The sequence below is a fragment of the Streptomyces chryseus genome, from assembly GCF_014650755.1.
Taxonomy (GTDB): Bacteria; Actinomycetota; Actinomycetes; order Streptomycetales; family Streptomycetaceae; genus Streptomyces; species Streptomyces chryseus.
The window spans coordinates 52,514-67,289 of sequence record NZ_BMVO01000006.1 but is presented as its reverse complement, the minus strand read 5'-3'; the positions used below and the strand labels follow the sequence as shown (position 1 = coordinate 67,289).

At 73.4% G+C, this 14,776-nt stretch carries 10 protein-coding genes and 3 pseudogenes; 9 read left to right on the top strand and 4 right to left on the bottom strand.

Annotated elements, in window-relative coordinates:
- Positions 1–117: 117 nt before the first annotated feature.
- A pseudogene (locus IE185_RS34095) lies at positions 118–1,145 on the top strand (MerR family transcriptional regulator); the annotation flags it as partial.
- Positions 1,146–1,157: 12 nt separating this feature from the next.
- Here IE185_RS34095 and IE185_RS12480 read toward each other — a convergent pair.
- Both IE185_RS12480 and IE185_RS12475 read right to left on the bottom strand, forming a co-directional pair.
- Positions 1,158–2,174: an iron-containing redox enzyme family protein gene (locus IE185_RS12480; protein ID WP_138893981.1), complete on the bottom strand. Its 1,017-nt coding sequence runs from the start codon at positions 2,172–2,174 to the stop codon at positions 1,158–1,160.
- Positions 2,171–3,712, bottom strand: a complete 1,542-nt coding sequence (locus tag IE185_RS12475; protein ID WP_138893980.1) for an FAD-dependent oxidoreductase — start codon at positions 3,710–3,712, stop codon at positions 2,171–2,173. The genes IE185_RS12480 and IE185_RS12475 overlap by 4 nt, the downstream gene beginning before the upstream one ends.
- A gap of 59 nt (positions 3,713–3,771) precedes the next feature.
- Between IE185_RS12475 and IE185_RS12470 the strand changes: the two genes are divergently transcribed.
- The 5 genes and pseudogenes from IE185_RS12470 (at position 3,772) to IE185_RS12455 (ending at position 7,283) form a co-directional block, all read left to right on the top strand.
- Positions 3,772–4,422, top strand: coding sequence for a HemK2/MTQ2 family protein methyltransferase (locus tag IE185_RS12470; protein ID WP_138893979.1), 651 nt, complete (start codon positions 3,772–3,774; stop codon positions 4,420–4,422).
- Positions 4,406–4,603: pseudogene (locus IE185_RS33650) on the top strand (CDGSH iron-sulfur domain-containing protein); the annotation flags it as partial. The gene IE185_RS12470 and the pseudogene IE185_RS33650, both read left to right, overlap by 17 nt.
- An 87-nt stretch (positions 4,604–4,690) precedes the next feature.
- Complete coding sequence (locus IE185_RS33090; RefSeq protein WP_167518848.1) at positions 4,691–5,107, top strand: CBS domain-containing protein; 417 nt, start codon at positions 4,691–4,693, stop codon at positions 5,105–5,107.
- Positions 5,108–5,109: 2 nt separating this feature from the next.
- A complete protein-coding gene (locus IE185_RS12460; RefSeq protein WP_138893977.1) occupies positions 5,110–6,039 on the top strand; it encodes a DUF72 domain-containing protein in 930 nt (309 codons plus the stop codon).
- Between the two features lie 53 nt (positions 6,040–6,092).
- A complete protein-coding gene (locus IE185_RS12455) occupies positions 6,093–7,283 on the top strand; it encodes an acyl-CoA dehydrogenase family protein (protein WP_138893976.1) in 1,191 nt (396 codons plus the stop codon).
- Positions 7,284–7,520: 237 nt separating this feature from the next.
- On the opposite strand, the pseudogene IE185_RS33085 reads toward IE185_RS12455, so the two are convergent.
- A pseudogene (locus IE185_RS33085) lies at positions 7,521–7,757 on the bottom strand (DUF2252 family protein); the annotation flags it as partial.
- A gap of 119 nt (positions 7,758–7,876) precedes the next feature.
- Here IE185_RS33085 and IE185_RS12445 point away from each other — a divergent pair.
- The 3 genes from IE185_RS12445 (at position 7,877) to IE185_RS12435 (ending at position 12,750) form a co-directional block, all read left to right on the top strand.
- Positions 7,877–8,467 (top strand): hypothetical protein, encoded by a 591-nt coding sequence (locus tag IE185_RS12445; RefSeq protein WP_138893974.1) that lies wholly within the window; start codon positions 7,877–7,879, stop codon positions 8,465–8,467.
- Positions 8,468–8,896: 429 nt separating this feature from the next.
- Positions 8,897–11,143, top strand: a complete 2,247-nt coding sequence (locus tag IE185_RS12440) for a serine/threonine-protein kinase (RefSeq protein WP_138893973.1) — start codon at positions 8,897–8,899, stop codon at positions 11,141–11,143.
- A gap of 56 nt (positions 11,144–11,199) precedes the next feature.
- Positions 11,200–12,750 carry a phytoene desaturase family protein gene (locus IE185_RS12435; RefSeq protein WP_138893972.1) on the top strand — a complete coding sequence of 517 codons (1,551 nt, stop codon included), beginning with the start codon at positions 11,200–11,202 and terminating at the stop codon, positions 12,748–12,750.
- Positions 12,751–12,789: 39 nt separating this feature from the next.
- Here IE185_RS12435 and IE185_RS12430 read toward each other — a convergent pair whose 3' ends face one another.
- Positions 12,790–14,565 carry a serine hydrolase domain-containing protein gene (locus IE185_RS12430; protein WP_138893992.1) on the bottom strand — a complete coding sequence of 592 codons (1,776 nt, stop codon included), beginning with the start codon at positions 14,563–14,565 and terminating at the stop codon, positions 12,790–12,792.
- Positions 14,566–14,776: the final 211 nt, after the last annotated feature.

Sequence of the window (14,776 nt, the reverse complement as noted above, 5' to 3'; positions counted from 1 at the left end):
CCACACGGATGCCCCGGAACCGCGGGCCGGCCGCCGTCCTTCCGGCATCACCTTCGGACCGGCTCGCGTGAGCGGGCAACTCGCGTCGTTCGTGTGTCGTATCGTCCGTGCGTGGACGTGGCACGACAGCCCTCGCAGGACGCCGGACCGACCACCGGGGCACTCGCCCTGAGGCTGGGTGTCGCGCCGACGACCCTGCGGTCCTGGGACCGGCGTTACGGCCTCGGACCCGCCGCGCGCGAGGGCGGCAGTACCGGCGCTGGACCCCCGCCGACGTGGCCGTACTGGAGCGCATGTGCCGGCTCACCGCGCGGGGCGTCGCGCCGGCCGAGGCCGCCAGGCCGGCCCGTGCACAGGACACGCCCCAGGAGTGGCCGGGCCCCGGGGCCGCCACGGTGCCCGGCCCGCGCACGGACGGCGGCGGCCGGCCGGCGGGCGCGTCCCCGGCGCCCTCGGCGGCGGGCGGCGCGCCACGGGCCGACGAGGACGGCGGGAGCGACCGGGAGCGCGGGGCGGGCGGCACGGACCCGGCGCGGGTCGCACGGGGGCTGTGCCGGGCCGCCGTACGGCTCGACTCGCCCCTGCTCGACGGCCTCCTCGCCGCCGTCGCCGACTACGGCCTCGTCCCCGCCTGGGAGGACGTGATGACGCCCGCCCTGCGCGCCATCGGCCGCAGGTGGGCGCAAGTGGCGACGAGGCGGCCGAGCGCTACGTCGAGGCCGAGCGCCTGCTGTCCTGGCACCTCTCCTGCGCCCTGCGCCGCCCGTGGCCCGCCCCGGACGCCCCGGACGGCGGCGGGCGGCCCACGACCGCCCCGTCCTGCTCGCCTGCGCGCCCGGGGAGGGGCACACCCTGGCGCTGGAGGCCCTGACGGCGGCCCTCGGGGAGCTCGGGACGCCGGTGAGGATGTTCGGCGCCGCGGTGCCCGCCGGCGCCCTGACCGAGGCTGTGCGCAGGACCGGGCCGTGCGGCGTCGTCCTGTGGTCCCAGACGCGCCCCACCGCCGACCGGTCGCTGCCCGGCCGGATACGCGCCACGGCCTGGGGCATCACAGGGGCCCGTACCGGCCCGCCGTGCTGGTCGCGGGCCCCGGCTGGAGCCGTACGCGCCCCACCGAGGGCGTGCACCGCGCGAAGGGCCTGGCGCAGCCCTGGAGCTCATCGGGGCGGTGCGGGGCGGCTGATGCCGGGGGCGCCGGGCCGCAGCGAACTCCGGCCCTCCCGCCAGGCGCCCAGCACGTGCTCCTCCCAGCGCGACTCCAGCAGCACGCTCGCCCGGATGCCGAACGCCACGTCCGCCGCCAGCTCCGGCTCCCTGTCGAGGAGGTCCCCGATCACGTCACGGCGCATGACCTGCTCGTGCACCGCGTCCGCCTCGATGTGCTCGGTGAAGAAGCGCGTGCACTCCTCGCCCGCGCCCAGCCGCTCCAGCGCCTTCGCCATCCGGCGCGCGCCCGGCGGCGAGGTGATCTCCAGCGTGGCGAAGTTCCCGACCAGGGCGCCGCGCAGAGCGCGGTGCAGGCCGAAGAGAGACATCGCGTTGACGGGGGCGAGCGTGACGGCGGGCGCGAACTCCAGGAACAGCCCGTAGCGCGCGTCCAGGCCCGCGCCCTGCATCAGGCCGGCGAACAGCCTGGCGTGCACCTGGGTGCCGCGTCCGGCGCCGAACTCGTCGAACTCGACCGCCACCAGGGACGCCTTCGCCTGGCCCTCCAGGCGCGGGATCACCCAGGCCTGCGGGTCGGCCTCCTTCAGCTGGTACAGCGAACGGTGCGCGAGGTACTCGCGCATCCGCTCCCACGTGCCGTCGTGCATCAGCTCGTGGGAGACGCCGCGCCCCTCGACCGGTTCGACGAGCAGGGCGTCCAGTTCGGCGCTCACGTCGTCGGCGCCGGACGCCGCCTCGCGCAGCGCTCCGAGGAACGCCTCCTCCAGGGCGGCGCGCAGGCGCAGCAGGTCCAGATCCCACTCCCGGGTGTCGGGCACGCCGCGGAAGCCCCGGTAGTGCGGTTCGTACGCCAGGTAGAGGGCCAGCTGGAGATCCTCCCCGAACGGGTCCGCCGAGGCGGCCTCGTCGAGCAGGGGCCCGGCGTCCGGGGGAGAGCCGAGCAGTATGTCGCGCACGGCGCCGGAAAGCGGCCCGCGCGCGGGGGGCAGCTCCGCGACAGCGGTCATTTCTCGTCGTCCTCGAAGTCGTGGATCCGTTCCAGGGGGCGTACGGCCGGTCCCTGGAGCACTTCGCCGTCGATACCGAACCGCGAGCCGTGGCAGGGGCACTCCCAGGTGCGCTCCCCGTCGTTGAACCGCACCAGACAGCCCAGGTGCGTGCACCGGGCCGACAGGGCGTGCAGCTCACCCGCGTCGTCGCGGTGCACCGCGACATGACGGGCGCCGCTGCGCACCACCGCACCCGCACCGGGCGTGATCGCCGAGGCGGGCCCGCCGCCCGTCACGAACGGCAGCCGGTCGCCCACGAAGTGCCCGGCCGCGGCGGCCTGGAACCGCAGCAGCGACGGGGCCTCCTTGAGCGGCTGGAGGCGCACCGGGTCGTACAGGTCCGCCCACGGCAGCTTCCGCCCGGTGATCCGCGCGGCCAGCAGCTTGCCCGCCATCACCCCGCTCGCCATGCCCCAGCCGTTGAAACCGGCCGCCACGAAGGCGTGGTGCGCGCGCGGGTGCAGCGCGCCGACGAACGGCACGCCGTCCGTCGGTTCGTTGTCCTGGGCGGCCCACCGGTGCGTGAGGCGTACGTCGGGGAAGCGCTGTGTGGTCCACTGCTCCAGCCGTTCGTACCGTTCCTCGACACGGCCCGCTCCCGGGGTGAACTTCTCGCCGGTCACGATGAGCAGCCGTTCCCCGTCGCCGTACGGGGCGGTCCGCACCGAACGCGTCGATCCCTCGGGCGTCAGGTACATCCCCCCGGGGTCCTGCGCGGCGGGGATCACCCCGGCCACGACCAGCTCGCGGTGCGGCTTCAGGCGGGCGAAGAGCAGTGAGCGGTCGAAGACGGGGTAGTGCGTGGCGACCACGATGTCGCGGGCGGCGACCGTGCGGCCGTCCTCGGTCGTCAGCCGGCACGGCTCGCCCTCGCGCAGCCCGACGACTCTGGTGCCCTCGAAGATCTGCCCGCCGTGCCGCTCCAAATCAACGAGGAGCGCGAAGAGGTACTTGCGCGGATGGAACTGGGCCTGTTCCTCGACACGCACCGCGCCCGCGACGGGGAACGGCAGCCCCGTCTCCCTCACGTACGACGCGGGCAGCCCGGCGGCGCGCGCGGCCTCCGCCTCCGCCTCGACCGTGACGGCCTCCGCGTGGGTCTCCGCGTAGGTGTACGCGGGGACGCGTTCCAGGTCGCAGTCGATCCCCAGCTCCTCGCACACGGCAACGACATGGCCGATGGCGTCCTGCTGCGACCGTGCGTACAGCGCTGCGCCCTCCCGGCCGCGCGTACCGCGCAGCCGCTGGTAGACGACGCCGTGCAGAGCCGAGAGCTTGGCCGTGGTGTTGCCGGTGACTCCCGCGGCGACACGGTCCGCCTCCAGCAGGGCGACGCTCTTCCCGGCCCGGGCGAGCTCCCAGGCCGTACAGATTCCGGCGATGCCCGCGCCGATCACCGCCACGTCCACGTCGAGGCCGTCGGGCGGCGGGGGGTGCGCCGGTGCGTCGCCGTACTCCATCCAGTAGGAAAAGGGGCGGTCGGGGACATCCCTCATTAGCTGCTCCTTACGGCGGTGGCCGTTATGACCAGGGCACTTTGAGGTACCCCCGTCCCATGCGCCTACTCAGACCACCTGGGGTCTACGCCCCACTGGAAGACACCGAACTCCTCGCACGGGTGACGCGGGAAGAACCGCGGACGCTCGGAGCCGACGTGCTCGACGTCGGTACGGGCACCGGCGCCCTCGCCCTGGTGGCCGCCGAATGCGGCGCCGCGAGCGTCACCGCGACCGACCTGTCGCGCAGAGCCGTCCTCGCGGCCCGGGTCAACGCCCGGCTGCGAGGGCATCCGATCCGGGTGCACCGCGGTGACCTGCTGAGTTCGCTCGCGGGGCGGAGCTTCGACCTGATCCTTTCCAACCCACCGTACGTCGCCTCGCCCGGCGGCGTACCGGTGCGGGGTGCCGACCTGGCCTGGTGGGCGGGTGCCGACGGGCGGGCGGTGCTGGACCGGCTGTGCGTCCAGGCGCCGCCCCTGCTGCGGGACGGCGGCGTACTCCTCCTGGTGCAGTCCGCGCTGTCCGGGGTCGGGCCGACGGTGGCGGCCCTCGCCGCCCAGGGGCTGCGGGCGGAGCCCGTGGCGCGGGAGACCGTCCCGTACGGCCCGGTGATGCGCCGGCACGCCGCGTGGCTGGAGGCCCAGGGTCTGGTGGACCCGGGCGAGACGAAGGAGGAGCTGGTGGTGATCCGTGCCTGGCGAGACTGAGAGCCGCGAAGCAGTGCCGGACGTGTGCCCGGCCCGGCGGGTCGTCGTCGATCCCGAGGGGCCGGTACTGGTGGAGGGGCCGGTCGAGATCACGCTGGCGGACGGTACGACGGCCCGGTCCGACCGGTTCATGGTGGCCGTCTGCACGTGCCGGCGCAGCCGCCGCTACCCCTGGTGCGACACCAGTCATCGCCGCCGCAAGGTTGACCGCCCCGCGCCCGGGTACCCGACGGACTCCAGCGAACGGACCGTCACATCGGGAGGGACGATGACAACCGCACGCCAGATCATGACCAGGGGCACGGAGTGCGTGGGCGAGCAGGAGACGCTCGGGGACGCGGCCCGTACGATGACGCGGCTCGGCGTGGGCGCCCTGCCCGTCTGCGGGAGCGACGACAGGCTCAAGGGCATGGTGACCGACCGCGACATCGTGGTGCGGGCTCTCGGCGCGGGCAAGGACCCGAACACCACGAAGGCCGCCGAACTCGCCCAGGGGGACGTGGTGTTCGTACGGGCCGACGACAGTGTGGAGGAGGTGCTCCGCACGATGACACGGCACAAGGTGCGCAGGCTTCCGGTCGTCGACGACCACCGGCTGGTGGGGATGATCGCCCAGGCCGACGTCGCCAGGGCGCTGCCCGAACCACGCGTCGGTGAGCTCCTGGAGGCGCTGTCCACCGACTGACCATGGGCGAGATTCTCGTGGGCACCTGCTCGTGGACCGACCCGGCCCTGGTCTCCAGCGGCTGGTACCCGAAAGGTGCGAGGGGAGCCGAGGGGCGGTTGCGGCACTACGCCTCCCGGTTCCCCGTCGTCGAGGCGGACAGCACGTTCTACGCGCTGCCCGCCGAGCGCGTCAGCGCGCTGTGGGCCGAACGCACTCCCGAGGGCTTCCTCTTCGACGTGAAGGCGTTCGCCCTGCTCACCGGCCACGGCGCCCGGGTGGGCGCGCTGCCCGCGCCCCTGCGGCCGACCGGTCTCGAACCGGCCGCGTGGGTACGGAAGTCGCAGATGCCGCCGGGCGTGGTGGAGGAGGTGTGGGGGAGGTTCAGGGCCGGTGTCGCACCACTGCGCGACGCGGGCCGGCTGGGCAGCGTGCTGTTCCAGTTCTCCCCCTGGTTCCGCCCGGGCGCCCGGGCGCAGGCGTACATAGAGGAGTGCGCGGAGCGTGCCGGGGCGCCGATCGCCGTGGAGTTCAGGCATCCGCAGTGGCTCGCACCGGACCGTATCGCCGCGACGACGCGCTTCCTGCGCGAGCGGGGCATCCCGCTGGTGGCCGTCGACACGCTCCAGGGACTGCCCGATTCGGTGCCGCCCGTCGCGGAGGCGACGGCTCCCGGACTCTCGGTCGTACGGTTCCACGGACGCAGCCCGCACTGGGGCACCGGCACCAAGGAGAGCAAGTACCGGCACCACTACACCCGCGACGAGCTCAGCGGCTGGGTCCCGCGCGTCCGCGCGCTCGCGGAGCGCACGGAACAGGTCCACGTGCTCTTCAACAACTGCTGCGCGCGGGCGTCGGTCGAGGCGGCCGAGACCATGTCCGGGCTGCTGGCGGAAGGGCCGGGCCCAAGCGACAGCAGCGATCGGGTGCGGGAAGCCCTTCCAGATTCTTGAAACGCGTTCTAGTCTGTGCGCCGCCGTAGGGAACGCGACACCCTGGAGGGGCCGTGCACCTCGAATACACGCCTGAGCAGACGCGGTTGCGCGCCGACCTGCGTGCGTACTTCGCCGAGCTGGTGCCCGACAACGCCTACGCCCGGTACGCCGAACCGGCGGCCCAGAAGCGCTTCTACCGCGCCACCGTCCGCCGCCTCGGAGCCGACGGGTGGCTGGGCGTCGGCTGGCCGGAGGAGTACGGCGGACGCGGTCTCTCGCCGGTGGAGCAGTTCATCTTCTTCGACGAGGCCGCGCAGGCCGGCGTACCGCTGCCGCTCATGGCCCTCAACACCGTGGGCCCGACCATCATGCAGTTCGGTACGGACGAACAGAAGGCGTACTTCCTCCCCAGGATCCTCGCCGGGGAGATCGACTTCGCCATCGGCTACAGCGAGCCCGACGCGGGCACCGACCTCGCCGCCCTGAAGACCCGCGCCGTACGCGAGGGCGACGAGGCGAGTGGCCACTACGTCGTCAACGGGCAGAAGATCTGGACCACCAACGGGGACACCGCCGACTGGGTCTGGCTCGCCGTCCGCACCGATCCGCAGGCGCCGCCCCACAAGGGCATCACCATGCTGCTCGTCCCGACGAGCGACCCCGGCTACTCCTGCACCCTCATCAACACCCTCGCCTCGCACGACACCACCGCCAGCTACTACGAGAACATCCGGGTCCCCGTCTCCCGCCGCGTCGGCGCCGAGAACAAGGGCTGGCGGCTGATCACCAACCAGCTCAACCACGAACGCGTCACCCTCGCCGCCCACGGCACCATGGCGATCCGCGCCCTGCACAACGTGCAGCGCTGGGCCGCGGACACCGAACTCGCCGACGGGCGTCGCGTCATCGACCTCGGCTGGGTGCGCGGCCGCCTCGCGCGGACCCACACCAGGCTCGACGCGATGAAGCTCCTCAACTGGCAGATGGTGTCCGCCCTGCAGCACGCCACGCTCACCCCGCAGGACGCCTCCGCCGTCAAGGTCTACGGCTCCGAGGCCCGCCGGGACGCCTACGCCTGGCTCATGGAAGTCGTCGGTGCGACGGGCCCGTTGAAGGAGGGCTCGGCGGGCGCGGTCCTGCACGGCGAACTGGAACGCGGCTACCGCAGCGCCGTCATCTTCACCTTCGGCGGCGGCAACAACGAGATCCAGCGCGAGATCATCTCCTGGATCGGCCTGGGCATGCCACGGGTACGCCGCTGACTCGCGGGCGCCGGCAGCAGATCACCACCGGCGGCGCACGACAGTGGCCACGCCGACGGCGGTCGGCCGCAGCCTCCGTACGCCTCACTTCGCACGCCCCCGGCCCGTCGGCCCCATGCCCCTGCCTGTCGGCGTGTCGGTGCGGTGCTCAGGGATGGAGGTCATCATGCCTCGATTCGGGTTCGCTCACGGCGGGGCGCTCTGCGTTCGAGCTGCTCCGCCGCGGTGCGCTTGTGACGGGACCATCAGGGACGGTTCCGGTACGTACTTCCAGTCCCGCAACTGCCGTACGGAGAAGTCCCGCTCGCGGCCGTCGATCCCCTGGACCCTTTCCCAGCCCAGGAAGATGTCGCCGGCGGCCTGCATCAGCCGCTGCCCGGCGACCACCCGCTCGCCCTGCGTGGCGAACCGGGTACCTCCCAGGTGAGGGCTCAGGACGGAGTCGGCGGCCTCCTTGGGTTCACATCGAGCGGGTCGGCACGGCGGTACGGTCCCGCCGGTCGGACAAGTCCGTACAGGTCCCTGCCGACCAGGCTTTCGGACCGGAGCAATTCAGTGGCGGGAGGCCGCGGCGGCGTGCGACGGTTCGGCGCATGGGCAACTCCAGGGCATACCCCGTCTTCCGCACCACCGACGCCGCCGCGGCATACGCGCAGGCCAGGCGCCTGTGCGCGCTGTTGGAACGGTGCGACGACGAGGTGGGCCTGATGGCCGAACTGAACACGGTCGAGGATGTCCGCCGCATGGCCGAGCTGCTGCCGGGGGCGCGGTACGAGTACGTGGACCCCCGGACCGACCCGGCGACGGGCGAGTACCTCTGGTGCGAACTGGACGTGACGACGGCGGACGACGCCGCGCTCCAGGCGGAGTTGCCGCTGGAGATCATGGAGGACATCGCCCAGGGAAGCGTCGAGGATCTCTTCGTCCCGGCGCTCGGGCGGGGCATGGCGGGCATCGACTGGTCGGGCCGATGGCCGGACGACCCCGACGCGGAGTGCCACGGTGTCGCGAAGTACGACGGGGTCCAGGTCGTCTTTCACGGCGACCAGGCCCAGTGGGGCCGGTGGACCGAGCACCACACCGTCTTCGTGCACGTGGACAAGTGGGGCGACCTCCCCAGGGCCCGGAAGCTCGCCGCGCACATCGGCAGCGAGGTCCTGGGGGAGGAGCAGCTCGGCTGGTGACCACCGGGGCTGCCCTCGGCGGGAGCGGCGTACGACGGCTCCGGACGGAAGGCCGTGATGCCGACGGTCTCCGTCGCGCGGCCGCCGGCGCGCCCGCTGCCGGCACCGGCGCGCGCACGGCTGCGGCGGCGCGTGGCCTGACGCGCGTACGCCTCACTGCCGCCCTGCGCCTCCCCACACGCACGGAGCTGTACGGACGCCCCGCGCCGCCCCCGGAAACGGTCGCCCCGCGGACTCGTACCGATCGGACAGATCCCCGCACCGCGGCTCGTCCCGTACGCGGCGGTGACCGGCGCCCGGTCACATTCTGAATGCAATGGCCGGCGCCGGCCCCGACGCGCGCCCCGCACCGTACAAACTCCGCAGACAGGCGGCCATACTGGACGGGCCGGGGAGGGCGCAGCGGAGTGACGGGGGCGACAGTACGAGATGGCGGACACGAGGCTGATCCAGGGCCGGTACCGGCTGCTCGATCAGATCGGGCGCGGGGGCATGGGCGAGGTGTGGCGTGCCCACGATGAGTCCTTGGGGCGGAAGGTCGCCGTCAAATGCCTCAAGCCGGTGGGACCCCAGCACGACCCGTCGTTCACCGGTGTGCTGCGGGAACGCTTCCGCAGGGAGGCGCGCGTCGCGGCCGCTCTCCAGCACCGAGGCGTCACCGTCGTCCACGACTTCGGCGAGCACGACGGCGTGCTCTACCTCGTCATGGAACTGCTCGACGGGCGCAACCTCAGCCAGCTCCTGGAGGACAACAAGGCGGACCCGCTGGACGTCGCCGACGTCGTCGACATCGCCGAGCAGGTCGCCTGGGCGCTCGCCTACACGCACGAACAGGGCATCGTCCACCGGGATCTCAAGCCGGCCAACATCATGCGGCTCGCCGACGGCACGGTGAAGATCTGTGACTTCGGCATCGCGCGCCTGGGTCACGACATCGGTTTCACCTCCCGCCTCACCGGCACCGGCATCGCCATGGGCACCCCGCACTACATGTCGCCCGAGCAGATCAGCGGCGTCGAGGTCGACCACCGCAGCGACCTCTACTCGCTGGGCTGCGTGCTGTACGAGATCGCGACCGGCGTGCCGCCGTTCGACCTCGACGACGCCTGGGCCGTCCTCGTCGGCCACCGGGACACGCAGCCGGAGCCGCCGCGCGCGCACCGCCCGGAGCTGCCCGCGTTCTTCGACCGCGCCGTCCTCGACCTGCTCGCCAAGACCCCCGAGGAACGACCGGCCGACGCCAGGGAACTGGCCCACCGTCTGACCGCCGGCCGCTCGTCGGGTCCGGTCGCCGTACTCGCCCCGCGACCGCAGGCGGGACGGCCGGAACAGCCGCCGTCCCGCGCCCCGAGACTGCCCTCCTGGACGCGTGGCATGACCACCGGCCACAAGGCGAGCGGCACGTGGGCGCTGCCCGCGACGCCGCCCGACCACTCCGCTGGGCTGACGGGGGAGTGGACCACGGGTGCCGGCCTGCGGGCGCCCGCAGCCGTCCCCGCCGCGCGCCGGCCGGAGCGGCCCACCCCCACGCCCGAGGCGCTGGCGGTCCTGACCAGCAGGCACAACGCCGGGCTCAGCCTCGGCCGCCTCGGCCGCTGGAACGAAGCCGGCGAGGTGCACCGCGCCGTCGCCGCCGAGCGCGAACACGCCCTGGGGCCCGACCACCCCGACACGCTCGCCAGCCACTACGAGGTCGGTTTCACCCTCAGCAGGACCGGCCGCGCCGCCGACGCCCTGCGCGAGTTCGGCCGGGTCGCCGAGGGCCGCGAACGCACCATGGGGCCCGATCACCCCGAAACCCTCGCCGCCCGCCAGGAGACGGCGTACGTGCTCGGGCAGCTCGGCAGGCACTTCGAGGCGCACCAGGTGTACGCCGCTGTCCTCGCCTCCCGGGAACGCACGATGGGGGCCGATCACCCGGACACGCTGCGCTGCCGGCACAACCTGGCGTTCAACCTGAGCAGGCTGGGCCGCCTGGAGGACTCGTACCGCATGGCGCACGACGTCGCGCAGGCCCGCGCCCGGGTGCTCGGCGCGACGCACCCGGACACGCTCGTCACGCGGTACGAGGTCGCGTACGCGCTCGGGCAGCTCGGGCGCTGGACGGAGGCCCTCCAGACCTACCGGGAGGTCGCCCAGGCCCGCGCGCAGGCACTCGGCCCCGACCATCCCGACACGCTGGCCGCCCGCTACGAGGTCGGCATCAGCCTGGGGCGGCTCGGCCGCAGCGTGGAGGCGCTGGAGCTCTACCGGGCCCTCGTCGACGACCGCACCCGGGCGCAGGGACCCTCCGATCCCGAGACGCTGCGCGCGCGGCACGGGCTCGGCGTCAACCTCGGCCGGCTCGCCCGCTGGGAGGAGGCTCTGGCCGAGGCACGCGACGTGTGCGCGATCCGCGAACGCGTCCTGGGCGCCGACCACCCGGACACGCTCGTCAGCCGCCGGGAGGTCGCCGTCGGCCTCGGCTGGCTCGGCCGCTGGTCCGACGCGCTCACCGTCTACCGGCAGGTCGCCGAGGCCCGCGAACGCGTCCTGGGCGCCGACCATCCCGACGCCCTCGCCAGCCGCAACGACGAGGCACACTGCCTGGAACAGCTCGGACGCGGCGCGGAGGCCGTCGAGCTGTACCGGCGGGTGGCGGCGCTGCGGCAACGGCGCGGAGCCCAGGGCCCCTGACCCGTTCCGGGGAACGTACCGGTACCGCGGACCGCGACGACAGGAGTGCGCACGCCATGCCCGTACAGGACAGCTACGACGCCGTGATCGTGGGCGGCGGACACAACGGCCTCGTCGCCGCCGCCTATCTCGCCCGCGCGGGCCGCTCCGTGCTCGTACTGGAACGCCTCGGCCGCACCGGTGGCGCGGCGGTGTCCACCCGGCCGTTCGCGGGAGTCGACGCCAGGCTCTCGCGCTACTCGTACCTGGTGTCGCTGCTGCCCCGGCGGATCGTCCGCGATCTGGGGCTGGACTTCGCCGTGCGCAAGCGCACCGTCTCCTCGTACACGCCGAGCGGGCGCGGCGGGCTGCTCGTCGGCGGCGGCGTGGACCGGACCCGGGAGTCGTTCGCCCGGCTCACGGGAGGCGAAGCGGAGTTCGCGTCGTGGCAGTCCTTCTACGGCCTCATGCGGCAGGTCGCCGAGCGTGTCTTCCCCACCCTCACCGAGCCGCTGCCCACCCGGGACGCGCTGCGCGCCCGGATCGGCGACGAGGCGGCCTGGCGGATGCTGTTCGAGGAGCCCATCGGCGTCGCGATCGAGGAGTACTTCGCGGACGATCTCGTACGGGGCGTGGTCCTCACCGACGCGCTCATCGGCACGTTCGCCGACGCCCACGATCCGACGCTGGTCCAGAACCGCTGCTTCCTCTACCACGTGATCGGCGGCGGCACGGGCGACTGGGACGTGCCCGTGGGCGGCATGGGGGCGTTCACGGACGCGCTCGCGAAAGCGGCGGTGGCCGTCGGCGCCGAGATCGCCACCGGCCACGAGGCGACGCGTGTCGACACCGACGGGAAGCGTGCCGAGGTGACGTTCCGCAGCGACACGGGGGAGGGAACCGTCGCGGCGCGGCACGTTCTCGTGAACGCCTCGCCCGACGCGCTCGGGATGCTCCTCGGGGACGCGCCCTCGCCCGCGAACCGCACTGAGGGGGCGCAGCTCAAAGTCAACATGCTGCTGCGCAGGCTTCCGCGTCTGCGCGACCGTTCCGTGGAAGCGAAAGAAGCGTTCGCGGGAACGTTCCATGTCGCCGAAGGGTACGGCCAACTGGCGGCCGCCTACGCCGAAGCCGCGTCGGGGCGGCTGCCGAGCGCACCGCCCTCGGAGATCTACTGCCACTCCCTGACGGATCCCTCGATCCTCGGCCCGGAACTCGCCGCACAGGGCTACCAGACCCTCACCCTCTTCGGCCTGCACACCCCCGCCCGGCTCTTCGCCGGCGACAACGAAGCGACCCGCGCCGAACTCCTCGCGGCCACCCTGGGGCAGCTCGACACGTACCTCGAAGAGCCGCTCGCCGACTGTCTCGCGCTCGACGGGAACGGCGCCCCGTGCATCGAGGCGAAGACCCCGGTGGACCTCGAAAGGGAACTGCGGCTGCCGGGCGGCAACATCTTCCACCGCCCGCTGTCCTTCCCGTACGCCGACGGGCCGGAAGCCGTCGGCCGCTGGGGCGTCGGGACGGCGCACCCCAATGTCCTGTTGTGCGGGGCGGGCGCGGTCCGGGGCGGCGGAGTGAGCGGCATCCCCGGCCACAACGCGGCGATGGCGGTCCTGGGTCGCTGAGGCGCACAGGCGCACGTGCCGCGGGGCGGCCCGTCGCGCTCAGTCCTCGGAGGCCGCCCAGCCTGCCGCCTCGATACGGGCGGCGTCCCCGGGCCTGGCCTCGTCGAAGAGCGTGCGGCGGCCGTCGTCGACCCGCAGCCCGTCGACGTACGCCCCGCGTCCGACGTACAGCGCGTCGGTCCGGTAGCGCCACCGCAGCCGCACCTCCTGGCCGCGCCACTGCGAGAGGTCGGCGTCCAGCCGGTGCCAGACCCGCCCGGACCACCCGGTGACCTCGCCCGCCGGGTGCGACCGCGGCTCCTGCCCCTTGCGTACGGTCGTGAACGGCACCGCCTGCCACGGGGCGCCCGCGTCCGCCGACGCCTCGAGGAAGAGGCGGTCGGACCCCGGCTCGGTGTCCCACCACAGCAGGCAGCGCAGCCGAGGACGCCCCGAGGCGGCGGCGGACTCGGCGGCGGGAGCGGGGGCGAGGGGGAGAGCGGGCAGCGTCAGCGTGGCCGTGGTGGCCGAGGCCATGCCGGAGAACCACGCGGTGCGGCCGCGCACCGGGCGTACGGCGACCGCGCGGGCGAGGTGGTTGGCCGCGGCCACGCGCGGTGCGCTGCCGGAACGGTGGGTGCGCACCGGGTGGACCGAGTTGCCCAGGAGGACGAGGAAGGAGTCGGTGGACGGGTCGAGGACCAGGCTCGTGCCGGTGAACCCGGTGTGGCCCGCCGTGCGCGGCGTCGCCATGGCCCCCATGTACCAGTGCTGGTGGAGCTCGAAACCGAGGCCGTGCTCGTCGCCCGGGAAGGCGGTGTTGAAGTCGGTGAACATCAGCTCCACCGACTCGGGCTCCAGGACGCGGGCCCGGCCGTACGCGCCGCCGTTCAGGAGGGTACGGGCGAGGATCGCGAGGTCCCAGGCGGTGGAGAAGACACCGGCGTGGCCGGCGACACCGCCGAAGCCGTACGCGTTCTCGTCGTGCACCTCACCCCACACCAGCCCCCGGTCGAGGCCCGACCAGGGCAGCCGGGCGTCCTCGGTGGCGGCGATCTTCGGCTTCCAGGAGGCGGGCGGGTTGAAGCGAGTGCGGTGCATCCCGAGCGGAGCGGTGATCTCGTCGTGGAGCAGTGCGTCCAGAGTGCGGCCGGTGATCGCCTCCAGTACCAGCTGCAGGGAGATCAGGTTCAGGTCGGAATACAGGTACTTGGTGCCGGGCGGGCTGGCCGGCACCTCGTTCCACAGCAGGCGCAGCTTCCCCTCCCGTGTCGGCTCCTTGTAGAGCGGGATCCAGGCCCGGAACCCCGATGTGTGCGTGAGCAGCTGGCGTACGGTCATGTCCTGCTTGCCCGCGCCGCCGAACCGAGGGAGGTACGCGGCGACCTTCGCCTCCAGTTCCAGCGTGCCGCGCTCGATCTGCTGCACGGCGAGGACGGAGGTGAAGAGCTTCGAGACCGACGCCAGGTCGAAGAGGGTGTCCTCGGCCATCGCGATCCGCTGGTCGGCCGGGAACTCCACCGCCGTGTCGGTCTTCTCGTCGTACGCCGAGTAGCGCACCGCCGAACCGATCGCCTGATGCAACGCCACCGTGCCGCCCCGCCCGGCGAGCAGGACCGCGCCGGCGTACCAGGGGTACTTGGGGGAGGGGCCGAGATAGCGCTCCGCGTCGGCGACGAGCTGCGTCAGGGGGCCGGGCAGGAGCCCGGCGCGTTCGGGTGAACCGCGCCGCAGTGTCGGGCAGCCGGGGCCGGCGCGGTCCGCCGCCTCGTTCGGCGTCGCGCCCGCGTGGCCCGCGGCCCCTGTGGCGAGCACGAGGGCGCCGCCCAGGGCCATGATGCCGCCGCCGAGCCTGCGCCGGCTGATTCCTCTGCCCGCTTCCGCTTCCGCACCCGTCGCACCGTCGGTCACGAGCCACCCCTAGTGAAAGTAACTGCCGCCACGTGTTCAACAACTGAAACTTTCTTGCAGGCGGTGGATGGTGTCAACCACGCCGGAGAGTCGCAGAAATCTGACGCATCATCAGAGAATCTCTTCCCTCGTCCGC

Bases quoted from the DNA above. Each gene is read 5' to 3' on its own strand.
- IE185_RS33090 (WP_167518848.1), top strand. From the start codon at position 4,691: ATGACAACCGCACGCCAGATCATGACCAGGGGCACGGAGTGCGTGGGC.
- IE185_RS12480 (WP_138893981.1), bottom strand. From the start codon at position 2,174: ATGACCGCTGTCGCGGAGCTGCCCCCCGCGCGCGGGCCGCTTTCCGGC.
- IE185_RS12445 (WP_138893974.1), top strand. From the start codon at position 7,877: ATGGGCAACTCCAGGGCATACCCCGTCTTCCGCACCACCGACGCCGCC.
- IE185_RS12430 (WP_138893992.1), bottom strand. From the start codon at position 14,565: ATGGCCCTGGGCGGCGCCCTCGTGCTCGCCACAGGGGCCGCGGGCCAC.
- IE185_RS12470 (WP_138893979.1), top strand. From the start codon at position 3,772: ATGCGCCTACTCAGACCACCTGGGGTCTACGCCCCACTGGAAGACACC.
- IE185_RS12475 (WP_138893980.1), bottom strand. From the start codon at position 3,712: ATGAGGGATGTCCCCGACCGCCCCTTTTCCTACTGGATGGAGTACGGC.
- IE185_RS12435 (WP_138893972.1), top strand. From the start codon at position 11,200: ATGCCCGTACAGGACAGCTACGACGCCGTGATCGTGGGCGGCGGACAC.
- IE185_RS12440 (WP_138893973.1), top strand. From the start codon at position 8,897: ATGGCGGACACGAGGCTGATCCAGGGCCGGTACCGGCTGCTCGATCAG.
- IE185_RS12460 (WP_138893977.1), top strand. From the start codon at position 5,110: ATGGGCGAGATTCTCGTGGGCACCTGCTCGTGGACCGACCCGGCCCTG.